We start from the raw sequence: 12,716 nt of genomic DNA on the forward strand, positions 1-12,716 counted from the left end.
AAAGTTCCCATTTATTTTAATAGAAATATAAGTTTTTTTCATATCAAAATACCTTTAAAACATTTTTTACAACAAAGAATATTAATTTTATTGAACTTTTTATAAAATGACTTAACTTTACAGATCAGTTTTAATTCAATAAGTAGATCTCTCGTTCACCAGCATTATTATAAGTAATTTGATAAAATTGCGGTAGATTGAAATTGACAGAACTACTCGTAGTAAAAGTAAATCTATCATCAGATAAAACATAAAAATCATTAATTGCTTTGACCATATTTTCTCTATTGCCGTTACAATTTCGATATATTTCTATTTGATTATGTTCATTTAAAATATAGAGATCAAACCCAATGTCAGTATCTTCGAAAAAGAACTGAATTACACCTTGGTAGGCTACACTGTCTATTTCTTTAGGCAGTTCATTTGTTTCATCTAATATATTTAATGGTCTTCCTTGAGCCTTATTATTAGACACTGCACCGTAAAAATCAATGGTATTTTCAAATTGATGAAGTGAGACACCAAGTCGTTCAAAAAATAGATACCAAGATGCGCCATCAATTCTTAAAGGTTTAACTTGCGTTAAATTATTTATCGTAGAACTTAATCGCAGTTCAATGCAATCATCCATCAACTTTTTTATTTGTTGTCTAATTTGGCTATTTAAACATTGACTGTAACAAAATATTTCCATTGAATTTGGTAAATCAGCATCTTTATGCATTCGGTTAAGTAACGCTTTAATAGCTTCAAGAACACATAATTTACCATTAAAATGTAAAACACGAATTTCATTCCAAGAATTACGGTATAGTAAGTCTATTGATCCAACTAAGCTTAATTCATTTTCACCATAATTTAATACATTCGAATTAAATTCATCTTCTAAATTTAAATTAGACGTAGGATCGTTTTCGAGATTTAAAATGATGGCTAAGTGACGTATCTCACAGGGTCCATAAAGTTGTTCTTCCGTTGCGGTTGGTACATTAATAGGAAAATATGCTTTTAGATCTTGAATAAATTTGGTTATTTTAGTCTTATCCCGATCTTCACCATTATGATAATAAAACTCTGTTGAGTCATAAATCATATTATTAAAATAACACCAACTAACTAATTTAACCAAATATTTACTATATTCTATATATTGGTGACCAATAATGTCATTTAAAACTGGCTTTTGTTTATACACATACCAACCCGAGCGATTTATTCTATCTTCTTTAACATAAATAAAAGTAAGTGTATCTTCTTGTAAATTATTAGAAATATTGAGTTTTAATGTGGTGATTTTACCAGGCAATACTTCAAAAGAAGCATAAAGTTTACGTGTTAATATCGCTAAGTCTTGTGGGCTAATTAGTGAATCTAAATTATTACGACGACCAAAATTTAGTAAATTGCGATAACCTGTCATCATAGTCTGTAATAATATTTCGTGTATTTCACGAACTTGTTCTATCTTCCAAGTATTACTGGCATCTAATTTAGCAATGAACTCTTTACTCCATCCCCATTGTTTCACTAAATCATCAAGAACTTTTCGACGCCACGATGGCAAGCTAGTTGGAACAGATAATTGTTCATTAACTTTTAGATAAAAACACGTTCTAATCAGTTCTAATCGTGCAAAATCTTCAATTTCAACTAAGTAATGAGTTAACCTTTGCAAAAGCATATAGTACGAATCTAAATAGCAACCTTGATAAATTTCTGCCTTTTGAATGTAACTTCGCATCTCATAAGCGATTGGTTTATTTTCAGGGTAAATCCATGAATAAGCTTCGAGTAATAAAGTTTTCAATACGGCTTTAAATGGCGAATCAATACTTTTATAAAGTTGCCATAAGCTAGCACCAAAATATTCTTCTGCAGATAATCCAGTTAATGAACCAAAATCGATCCATTCATCACGTATGATAATATTCTGTTCAATTAAAGCTTGAACACACTTTTCATAAGTCGGATATTTGGTGTTATTGATAATTAAATCGCTAGGCACTGCAAACCACAATAATAATTTACCTGCCAATAAGTTAGCCGAACGATAAAACTCCTCTAACAATAATATATGTTGTGCCGAACCACAATTTTCACCGATTAAACATTCATGATGTTTATTGATAAAGCGATCTACATCTACAACAAATAAGGTTAATTTAATCCCTAATTCTTTTGCCCATTGCTCAATTAAACGACATTTTTTTTGTAAAGATGACTTTCGATCTGCTGATAAATTATTTTCAATACAAATCCAAATATCCAAATCTGATGCAACTGATTGTCCAATTGAACATGTACTTCCCATTGAATACAGGGCGGAAATGTCAGATTTGACAGTTGTTAATGGAGCAATGAAATTAAAATCATTTTGTAATTGAGTAGAAACAGTTTCAGAAATTTCATAACAAGCAATACCCATAGGCGTATCTTCATTTAGATAGCCTGGAAGTTTAGGATCATGAAAGTGAAAAAGAGCCGGCAGAAACGAAAAAACACGTTGAAATTCTTCTGACATAGCATTCAGAGCACGTTCATGTTTCAATAAAGCAAGATCTTTAAGTTGTTTTTTTATGTTGTTAATATAATATTGCATGGCATTATTCAAGTAAAACACGTGTACTACTAACAAACAATTTCAATCTAACATTTTCTTATTATAACGTAAATAGAACGTTAAATTAAAAACAAAATAAATATTATGATCACATTAGAAAAAATAACGGATATTTTGAGAACAACTAAGCAGCTAAACAAATCAATAATAAAGCCGCAGTGTTAATTCCAATTGTAAAAGTAGATAATCAATTACACTTGTTATTCCAAATTAGATCCCATAAACTCAAATGGCAACCTGGTGATATCTGTTTTCCTGGTGGTAAAGTTGAAATTGAAGATATAAATCCAGAACAAACCGCGAAAAGAGAAACATGTGAAGAACTAGGACTTTCAATTAATGAAATTACTATTTTAGGTCAGTTGCCAAAATTTATTGCCACATTAGGGATGATAATTTATCCATTTGTAGGTAAAATTGATTCTATCGATGATTTAAAGCTAAACTTTGACGAAGTTGAAAGTATTTTTACTGTTCCGCTTGAATGGTTTAAAAACAATCAGCCTTTACATGCTACAATGCAAGTTGGGCATAAACCAGATAATGATTTTCCTTATAACTTATTACCCAATCGTTCAAAAGATTGGCAAAAAAGATCTGAACATTTAGTTTACTTTTATCAATATAATAATTATATTATCTGGGGTCTAACCGCTCAAATAATAAAACAATTCATTAATATTATTCAATATAAGTAATATAATATTAAAAAATTAGCTAACGAATTTAAAAAGTATTTTTACTTAAATCAACGTTCTTCAGTAAGCGTTTATTTTTAACGCAATGTTTCTATAAGTTTCATTTATTACTATATATTTCTTTAATGAGTATCATTAAATCCAAATAGTTTAAAACAAACAGTTCTTTTATTTCTTAGATAAAAATTTATGGCCAAACGTAATTAATAATAGGTAGATATAGACATAAAAATCTTAAAGATTGATGGTGTATAAATATCTTTAAATTATGTTTTATATTTGCAAATTAAAAAAAGCGTTAAATATTAACTTTAGTTTTAATAATTTAAAAATGAAGGAAATGATCATGAAACGTTTAAACAAATTATCTATTACTCTTGCTCTTTTATTATCATTACCTGTTGCTAGTGTTTATGCAGCAGATGCTTTAACCTCTCAAGAAGCAAAAAACTTAATTCCACTTAAAGAAATTTCTGTAACGGGTAGATATTTACAAGCTGAAAATGCAGCAGATGATATTTCTCGAGCAGCTGATGAAGCTGGCGCTAAGTATTATCATATTAAAGCAATTGAGAATGCAATGACTAATAACTCAGCCGATAGCGCTGTTGTTTACGCTGATATTTATCAATCTAACCAACCTGTTGCAGTGGAAAAAAAAGAAGTGACACAAAATGGTGTTGTTCTTTATCCACGAGCTAAAGCGCTTTATTATCTTCCATTTGAAGTTATCAAATTTAAAGGTAATTACAATAATACTGCCGAAATAACGAATGATGCGAGTAAATTAGCCGCAGAAAAGAATGCATATGCTTTTTATGTTTTCTCTATTGCGCCTTCTGATATCAAAAATCAGGCACAAGAAGTCGATGTTGCATTATATAAAAAAGATGCAGTAGTAAGAGATTTCATTGTTTCTAAAGCAATAGAAGGTGAGGATGCTTACGAAATCACGAGTGATGCGTTTAAAACAATGACACCTTATGAAACGATTAGTTTTCATGGTTCATTCAACAATACAGCCGAAATCAGCGCCGAGGCTCAAAAATATGCAATTGCTAATGATGCACACTTTTATTATGTGAAAGAAATAACAACAAATCCAGCCAGTACAATACAAACCGTTTATGTAAATTTATATAGATAATAAGTTAATTTTTTATATAACTTTCTACGTGAAATAGCCATTTACCCACGTGGAAAGTTATCTTATTCACTCCTCATTAAAAGTATATCAATTGAATTTAAAATGATATTTTTTGCTAGATATTTTGTGGTCTATTTGTTGACTACTATTTTAATTATTATATAGTTTTTTTATGCTAAAAGCTTCCATATTATACCTCTTTGGTTTTGCCCGAACCATAATTATTAAATGCATACCATTCAAATCTTTTGCTTAATATGTCAAATACAATGATCCACTAAAATTTGTTTAAGTAAATACTATCTGATTTACGATTATCAGGAGTTATAACATTTGGAAATGCATTAATTAGTTTTCATCATCATAATGTTTATACCTCAACTTCTTTAACAAAAGATATAACAACATTAAAGAAAATAAATCGTTCTTTTGAATATGTTTAATTAAATTTTAATAATTATATTAAAAAGAGTTTTTATAATTTCTATTTTAAATCAATGGTAAATTGTTAAAATTAAGTTGATGATATATAATTTTTTGCGTTACCTAATAAATTTATTACAAATATTTTAAAGGATTAAAAAATGTCTAATCAAGTTGTTCCTTATGTCGATAGAGCAGTACAGGTATTAAATAAAATCGGCATTATACTTAAACCTCAAACCGATGCCCCAATTTTAAAATTACTGGATAATGTTACTGAGATTGATAAAAACCGAGTTATGTCGATAGCTCGTACGTTGCAACAACAAGGTGCATTTAATGAAGTAGTCCGTGATCAAATTGATGGTGTTGAAGTATCACAGCGCTATACCAAAATAGTTAATCATTTTGATAGTATTCGTACTGATATGGAAAAAATGATAGGTTGGCTTGATGATGGTCGATTAGACTTTTTGGAAAGAATCAAAATTGGTTGGATGAAACTTAAACGCGGATCAATTCCAGATCGTTTCAATCTTATCAAATCTACTTACTTAGAAGTATCAAAAGAAACAGGTAATCAGGTCGAACGTGAACGTATTATTTTAAATGCTTATCAGGATTTTAGATTTGGATTAAAACAAGCACAAATTACCGCCGAAGAATTAGTCAATATGGCTACAGCCCGACTCGAAGATTGTAAAAATAAATTATCACTAGCCATTGCCGATGTAGATAATTTCAATTCTGATGATCATGTAGCTCGAGCACGTTTAGAACTAATTAGAGATGAAGCATTACGTAATGTTCAACAAGAAGATAGCCGTTATCAAATTATTTTGGATTTAGCGAATAATTTAACCGTATCTTATAATTCAGCCGAAGCAGTATTTGCACGTTTACAACAAACAACTTCTGTGAAAGAACGAGTATATCAACAAAGTGTTAACTTTTTTTCAACGAATGAAATTGTGTTTACTGCTTTAAGTGCTTCAATAACTTCTTTAACTGGTTTAAGTGAAAGTACTAAAACCTTAGAAGCCTTGAAAGATGGTATGAATAAAGGCATAGAAAGTATAGCATCTGTTGGTAATAAACAATTAGATGAAGCTTTACGAGCTGGATATGGTTCTACTATTAAAGCCGATTCGTTACGTTCTTTAGTTGAAGCGATCGTTAATTATCAAGAATCAAGCCAACAGCTAATTAGCGAATTACGAAATGAATCAATTGAAAATGCAAAAGAAATAGATCGTATTGTCGAAGATGGAAAACAACGCTTTAACAATATTATTCTAAAGGTTAATAGTTAATGTCGGAAATTAAGCTTAGTGAACAATTAGGAGCGATGGCAATAATTGATGAGCTTTATCAAAAACAGCAATTATTACTTGAGCACCTTGATCGCAATGTTTTGCGGGATAAATTGAAAGAAAACATAAAAAATTACTATCAAACCAAAGGACAATTTATTGATGATAGTCTTATAGAAAAAGGAATTAATCTTTGGTTTGATAAACGTTTGCGGTTTAATGTACCTAAACGTAATTGGTTTATGCATTTTCTTGCTTTATGTTATATTAAAAGAAACATTTTATTTACTATTATATATATTATTTTATTCGTTTTAACGTTAATTAACTTTGCAGAAGTAACGATTACAAAAAAAATAAAAAGTAATATTGATAGTACTTATAACCATATCTTATCCGCAAAAAGTAGTTTAAATGATTTAAATAGAAAATTTCTTGAAATTGATAAGCATTCTGTCAATTTTGCCCAAGTCCCAATAAAAAAATTAAAAAACTCAATCATTGATCTGCTTAACCAAGATAATATTTCTTCTATAATAAAACCTGGGGCAGATCTATCTTCAATAGCGCAAAAAGATAAAGATATACTTAAATATTTAAAAGAAACTGACTACTCAATCAAAACTAAATTATCCGAAGTCACTTCGCAAATAACACAATTGCAAGAATTAATTGAAACGGATAAGAAATTAACTAAATTAATCCAAAATCAAGAATTTACTGATGCTAGTAAAAAATACCCTATTTTACAAAATATTGTCGATTCTATTATTGATAGCCTTAATCAAGGTCAAACAAATATCGATACTAATCGGATTGAAACACTTTATTCTTCAATTGAACGTGCAGAATTTCTTGAAAAGAAAATTGAGTCTGATACGAAACAGTTACTAGAATTAAACGTACCTAAATCAGATATGGATCCCATTATTGCGCTTCAAACTTCATTACTTGCTGATTTAAAAGATTTAAATTTTGAAAATGTTGAAAATTATCAAACAATGATGGCTTACTACCTTAAACTAGCACAAACTAATTTAACGTTGACCATCGTTGACCATCCAGATCATAAATCTGGGGTTGAACGCACACATGAGAATACTAATGGTAAATCTTGGTATTTAATTGTCCAAGCATTAACATCAACCGGTAAGCCAACATCAATATGGGTAAAAAGCATCGAAACCGGTGAAACCAAATTAGTAGAGATGTTTGGTCAACAAGTTACCTTAAAAGCATTTAATGCCGTTAAAGAAGATAAAATAAATGATGGGCATATTGATAATAATAAACTTTGTGCTAAACCAAAAGGACGTTTAACGTTTAACTGTCCAAATTCAGTTAAATCAGGCAGGATTTTAGAGTGGTAAACCATGCAGACAAGAACAATTGAAAGCACCATTAATCAAAAAGCTCGTACAACTAAGGCTTCTTTGGACTCAGCCAATCAAGAATTACATGATACACATGAAAAATTACTTGATTTAAAGACTCAACAAGCAAATATTTATAATAAAATTGCGACTATCTATTTATTAGAATCACCTGAAAATAACGATATTAAAATACAAAAAATTATTGACCAGTTACAAAATGTTTTAAAGCAATTAAAAAGCAAATCTTACAGTTTAGACAAAAAAATTGATAAGCAGCAGATAAAATTAACAGAAATTTTGATAAGATTAGATGAACTTACAACCGAAAAAATGCTACAACTTGAGAAAGATCCCGATTATCTATCGCTATTTGATCGCTTTACTATCGAAAAAGAACGCTTTGATAAAGAAACTGAAAACTTTGAAGCTTCTCAAAGCGAGTTTTCAGAAAAACTTGTTCAATATAACGAAAATAGGTATTTTAATTATTTAATTAAGCGAAACTATGGTGAAAATAATTACAAAGCTTTTTGGATCTTAAAAAACCTAGATGCATGGTTAGCAAGATTTGTTAATTTTTCTCAAAATTACAAAAATTACAAATTAATCAATTCATTACTAAATGAATCAAAATTACGTTACGAAAATCAAACAAGATCTTATGAATTAGCATTAAAACAAAAAGAACAGAAAGAACATAGTGTTGAAACTGTTTTGAAAATACCAGCGATAAGAGTTGAATTAGCAGAAATTGAGCAAGATTTAGCGAATTTAGAGCAAGAAAAGCAAGAAAATTATAATGTTTTAAATGAAACACAAACAGGAAAAAGCCTCGAGTTTAAAAGACTCTCTTTGCAACTTGCTGAGTTTTTAAAACACAAGTCTTTTGATAGACTTCAGCAGCTAACCTTACAAACAAAAACTAAAGGAGATGATATATTACTTAAAAAGCTCTATGAAATAGAAAAACAGATAAAGCAATCTGAGAATCATATTGTTCATCTTCGTAATACAACTTCAGATTTAATGAAAACCTATGAGCGTTTTAATGAAACACTTCATCTTTTTAAGGAATACAATATTTCCAGTTTTTTATATGAATATAGGATATCTTCGTATAATCTGAATGAACTATTAAATAAATTATTAAACAATGATGTTTTTCCGATTACCATTGTTGAGACACTACTTAGCTATAGAGTACGAATAAAAATCGAAAGCAGAACTTCGGTACATCAAAGCAGTATCGGATCATTATTTAGCAATTCATCAAATTCATCTTCTTGGGGGTCTTCATACCGTAGTAGTTCTTCATCCAGTAGTGGTTCATCATCAAGTCGCGGTAGTTACTCATCAAGTTCATCGTCAGGTGGTGGAGGATATAAAACCACAGACAGTTTTTAAATCTAGTTATGAGCTTTTTTATAATATATTCATTATTCACGTTCTATCGTGGATAATGATTAATTTTAAAAATCTCTGTTTTATTGGCAATTTATATACTATCTACATATAAATTACTTATTAGAAACACATAAATCAATATGAAAATAATGCTGATTACTTAATGCTTATCTATATTCGATTTGTGTCATATTATTTGATTACTTATACTATATTTTGGTTTTATACGCTCCTAACATTTTTCCACTAGGTTACTAATTTATTCTGACTTGATAATTAATATAGTACTTCTGTTAAATAATTATAGAAAAATTGCGATATAAAAGTTCTATAATAACGACAAATAGATTTTATCTAATCAATCATAAATTCTATAGGAATTTGAACTAATTTTTTACTTGTGTCGGAACAAAGACTTTTAATTATTCTTTTCTAACGCTTAGATTTCACACTAATTGAACCTAAATTTATTTTGAGATTACCATTTTTCGATCTTTAATTTTTTCATTATTGAGTATCTGATAGCATTCTACATCCTATTGATATTTTATTTCACCATAAATGAAAGACATCACTTTATGGTCTAAAAATTCAACATTACCAAGAAAATTATGTTTTATCGACTACTGGAATTAAACTAACAATGTTCAAGGTGTTTTTAATTTCAAAGTAGATAAACATAGACTTTATACAACTATTTTTAGTTTAGTTATCTTAACCCAACACTGTAACGATTAAGTTAATACAAGCTTTTTGACTAAATGGAATTAGGTAATCATAATTTATATTATTAACCATACATTAGTAATAAATGTTCATAAATATAAATTGCATTTAAAAGGAGAAGAACAAGGATAATCAATATCAAATCAATGTATCTGTTAGAGCAACTAAATAGTTACAAAAAAATATGAATTAATGCTATTTATGGACTCAAATAATATTGTGAAAGAGTTGACCAAATATAAGAAAGGAATGCATATTTATGGCTGGGGTACAAGGATTCGAACCTTGGAATGGCGGAATCAGAATCCGCTGCCTTACCGCTTGGCTATACCCCATTATAAAAAAATATATGGTACGGGTAGTGAGATTTGAACTCGCACACCTTTCGGAACTAGAATCTGAATCTAGCGCGTCTACCAATTCCGCCATACCCGTATTGAACTATTGATAAAATAGTATATATCAGATTTAAAAATTTTAATATATTATACAGGATAAAATGGCTGGGGTACCAGGATTCGAACCTGGGCATGGCGGGATCAAAACCCGCTGCCTTACCGCTTGGCTATACCCCAATAAAAGATAATTATTAAGATTAAATGGTACGGATGAAGAGGCTTGAACTCACAACCTTGCGGCGCCAGAACTTAAATCTGGGCATCTACCAATTTCGCCACACCCGTATAAATAATCAATAAAGAGGTATAAACCTAAAAAATTAAACGGACTAAAGCATCTTAAAAAATTACGCAGAATGGAATGGCTGGGGTACCAGGATTCGAACCTGGGCATGGCGGGATCAAAACCCGCTGCCTTACCGCTTGGCTATACCCCAATAAAGGATTAATATTAAGATTAAATGGTGCGGGTGGAGAGACTTGAACTCACACACCTTGCGGCGCCAGAACCTAAATCTGGTGCGTCTACCAATTTCGCCACACCCGCACTGAATACTTCCGGTAAAAGTACTACCTAATCTTAATGGTGGCTACGACGGGATTCGAACCTGTGACCCCATCATTATGAGTGATGTGCTCTAACCAGCTGAGCTACGTAGCCATCTCATTCGCAACGTCATAACCAACACTGCGAGGCGCATTATGCTTAAGTTCCGGCAAATCGTCAACACTTTTTTTTAGATATTTTGAAAAAAAGTTACGATCGATTAAGATGCAATCAAATCCGGTTTAATAACAATTCAATTCGCCTTTTTTGTAGTTCAATTTGAATTTCTTTTCCAGTAAACCCATCAGAAATAATTTTTTGCACATTAACACTATTAGCTAGTTTATAAGCATTTTCTAAATATTGTGCTTGTGGAAAGGATGCTGTTTTAGCTAAAGCCTCGCTTGCCATAATCAATTGAGAAAGATGTTGAGGATTACGCCATACATCAATTTTATTTAGTAAACAGATAATTTGTTCAGCTGTGAGTGTTTGCACAGACTGGACATCTTTATAGTATTGCTTAACCATTATGGCAAGCTTAGTATAATTATTGGGTGATTTGACTTTACTACATAAATCTTCAACTGCATGCCTAGTTGATAATTGCGAACAAAGAACACTAAAACGGATGGTTAAATCGTTAGTTAATGAAACAGAGTGTTTTAAAGCATCAATAACCGTATCGGATAAGACTAATGATGGAAACAATATAGCAAGTGCCCCACATTGTTCCAAAACTTGAAAATAGATTTGAGGATCTAAAGTAGATAAGGCTTTTTCAGTCTCTTTCCAGACACGTTCTGGGGTTAGATAACTAATTTCTCCAGCTAAAACCATATCTTTCATAAGATTCATTGTTTCTGTTGCAACAACAAAACCTAATTGATGATAACGTGCCGCAAAACGCGCAACTCGCAAAACTCGTAAAGGGTCTTCACGGAAAGCTGGCGAGACATGACGTAACAGCTTACGTTTGATATCTTCAACGCCATGGTAAGGATCAATAATATTATTTTCTTCATCCATAGCAATAGCATTTATGGTAAGATCTCGTCGGATAAGATCTTGTTCTAAAGTAATGTCTTTACTGAAATCACAAATAAATCCAGTATAGCCATTACCTGCTTTGCGTTCTGTCCTCGCTAATGCATATTCTTCTTTTGTAACTGGATGTAAAAATACAGGGAAATCTTTACCAACCTGTTGATAGCCTAAAGACAATAATTCCTCAGGCGTTGCTCCAACAACAACCCAATCACGGTCCGCGCTCAGTAATCCTAACAATCTATCCCGAACACACCCTCCAACTAGATAGATTTGAGACATTAACGCATCCAACGATCTTTTTTACGACGAGGCATTATCATTGGTAAAATTAGACCTAATACTAGACCTCCACCAGCAACAAGACCGCCATAAGTAAACCATGTAAGAATAAGATCGAGTCGTTTATCATCAACTTGATTTAACATCGAATCTATTTGAGTTCTCTGCTGTTTGACTTGTTTATCAAGATCGGCATTTTTATTTTGAAGAGTTTCAATTAATTCTTCTGCAGATTGCAATTTTTGCTCATATTCATTTACGATTTTTCGTTGATTTTCATCAACATTATTCACTTTATCTTGATATTCGGCTAATTTTGCTTCTAACTCGGGAAGGCGTTCTCGATAACTTGGCTCATCATTAAGTTTATTGGTCTCAATCCACCCTATCTTACCATTACTAATTTGGATTCTTGTGTATTTACCATCGTCACTTTTTTCAAGAGAAGTCACTTTTTGACCAGTTTTAACCGCGCCAGAGAAACCATAATTAGCACTAGGACCACGACGTAAGTAGATATCTATATCATCTGTCACATATTTATCTGCAGCATTAGCATTAAACACAAAACCAAGAAAAGAAATTATAATAATATTATGTTTTTTCATCATATTTAACTCAATCGATCCATTTTTTAACCATAATAACATAAAAAAATAACTTTTCGCACATTCATTTCACAATATATGTTTCTACAAAATAACTAACAACACAAAAAAATGAAATCGATTA

8 protein-coding genes and 7 tRNA genes are annotated in these 12,716 nt (G+C 30.6%); 5 read left to right on the top strand and 10 right to left on the bottom strand.

Annotated elements, in window-relative coordinates:
* Nucleotides 1-130 precede the first annotated feature (130 nt).
* A complete protein-coding gene (locus AC5LW9_RS11275) occupies nt 131-2,623 on the bottom strand; it encodes a class I adenylate cyclase (protein WP_198248889.1) in 2,493 nt (830 codons plus the stop codon).
* 158 nt (nt 2,624-2,781) lie between these two features.
* Here AC5LW9_RS11275 and AC5LW9_RS11280 point away from each other — a divergent pair, with 158 nt between their 5' ends.
* From AC5LW9_RS11280 to AC5LW9_RS11300, 5 genes are all read left to right on the top strand, one after another.
* Nucleotides 2,782-3,321 carry an NUDIX hydrolase gene (locus AC5LW9_RS11280; RefSeq protein WP_493455916.1) on the top strand — a complete coding sequence of 180 codons (540 nt, stop codon included), beginning with the start codon at nt 2,782-2,784 and terminating at the stop codon, nt 3,319-3,321.
* A 346-nt stretch (nt 3,322-3,667) separates the two neighbouring features.
* The gene (locus tag AC5LW9_RS11285; protein WP_172398387.1) at nt 3,668-4,468 is read left to right on the top strand and encodes a YdgH/BhsA/McbA-like domain containing protein; all 801 of its coding nucleotides are present in this window, start codon (nt 3,668-3,670) and stop codon (nt 4,466-4,468) included.
* A 584-nt stretch (nt 4,469-5,052) separates the two neighbouring features.
* Nucleotides 5,053-6,204 carry a hypothetical protein gene (locus AC5LW9_RS11290; RefSeq protein WP_198235739.1) on the top strand — a complete coding sequence of 384 codons (1,152 nt, stop codon included), beginning with the start codon at nt 5,053-5,055 and terminating at the stop codon, nt 6,202-6,204.
* On the top strand, nt 6,204-7,574 hold the full coding sequence (locus tag AC5LW9_RS11295) for a DUF6384 family protein (protein ID WP_334324303.1): 1,371 nt from the start codon (nt 6,204-6,206) through the stop codon (nt 7,572-7,574). The genes AC5LW9_RS11290 and AC5LW9_RS11295 overlap by 1 nt, the downstream gene beginning before the upstream one ends.
* A gap of 3 nt (nt 7,575-7,577) precedes the next feature.
* Nucleotides 7,578-8,984, top strand: a complete 1,407-nt coding sequence (locus tag AC5LW9_RS11300; RefSeq protein ID WP_493455917.1) for a hypothetical protein — start codon at nt 7,578-7,580, stop codon at nt 8,982-8,984.
* Nucleotides 8,985-9,970: 986 nt separating this feature from the next.
* On the opposite strand, the gene AC5LW9_RS11305 is transcribed toward AC5LW9_RS11300, so the two are convergent.
* The 9 genes from AC5LW9_RS11305 to AC5LW9_RS11345 all read right to left on the bottom strand — a co-directional run bounded on the left by AC5LW9_RS11305 (nt 9,971) and on the right by AC5LW9_RS11345 (nt 12,595).
* A tRNA-Gln gene (locus AC5LW9_RS11305) sits at nt 9,971-10,045 on the bottom strand.
* Nucleotides 10,046-10,060: 15 nt separating this feature from the next.
* Nucleotides 10,061-10,145 (bottom strand) — tRNA-Leu (locus AC5LW9_RS11310).
* Between the two features lie 65 nt (nt 10,146-10,210).
* Nucleotides 10,211-10,285 (bottom strand) — tRNA-Gln (locus AC5LW9_RS11315).
* A gap of 25 nt (nt 10,286-10,310) precedes the next feature.
* Nucleotides 10,311-10,393: transfer RNA gene (locus AC5LW9_RS11320), tRNA-Leu, on the bottom strand.
* A gap of 77 nt (nt 10,394-10,470) precedes the next feature.
* Nucleotides 10,471-10,545 (bottom strand) — tRNA-Gln (locus AC5LW9_RS11325).
* Between the two features lie 25 nt (nt 10,546-10,570).
* Nucleotides 10,571-10,655: transfer RNA gene (locus AC5LW9_RS11330), tRNA-Leu, on the bottom strand.
* 37 nt (nt 10,656-10,692) lie between these two features.
* A tRNA-Met gene (locus AC5LW9_RS11335) sits at nt 10,693-10,769 on the bottom strand.
* 117 nt (nt 10,770-10,886) lie between these two features.
* Entirely contained in the window at nt 10,887-11,984 is a 1,098-nt protein-coding gene (locus AC5LW9_RS11340; RefSeq protein ID WP_493455918.1) for a multifunctional CCA addition/repair protein, read from the bottom strand.
* A complete protein-coding gene (locus AC5LW9_RS11345; protein ID WP_086318750.1) occupies nt 11,984-12,595 on the bottom strand; it encodes a TIGR04211 family SH3 domain-containing protein in 612 nt (203 codons plus the stop codon). Before AC5LW9_RS11345 ends, AC5LW9_RS11340 begins: the two co-directional genes overlap by 1 nt.
* Between the last annotated feature and the right edge of the window lie 121 nt (nt 12,596-12,716).

This window comes from Gilliamella sp. LMG 34360 (genome assembly GCF_984568995.1).

Coding starts and splice junctions, on each gene's coding strand:
- AC5LW9_RS11285 (WP_172398387.1), top strand. CDS start 3,668: ATGAAACGTTTAAACAAATTATCTATTACTCTTGCTCTTTTATTATCA.
- AC5LW9_RS11290 (WP_198235739.1), top strand. CDS start 5,053: ATGTCTAATCAAGTTGTTCCTTATGTCGATAGAGCAGTACAGGTATTA.
- AC5LW9_RS11295 (WP_334324303.1), top strand. CDS start 6,204: ATGTCGGAAATTAAGCTTAGTGAACAATTAGGAGCGATGGCAATAATT.
- AC5LW9_RS11300 (WP_493455917.1), top strand. CDS start 7,578: ATGCAGACAAGAACAATTGAAAGCACCATTAATCAAAAAGCTCGTACA.
- AC5LW9_RS11340 (WP_493455918.1), bottom strand. CDS start 11,984: ATGTCTCAAATCTATCTAGTTGGAGGGTGTGTTCGGGATAGATTGTTA.
- AC5LW9_RS11345 (WP_086318750.1), bottom strand. CDS start 12,595: ATGATGAAAAAACATAATATTATTATAATTTCTTTTCTTGGTTTTGTG.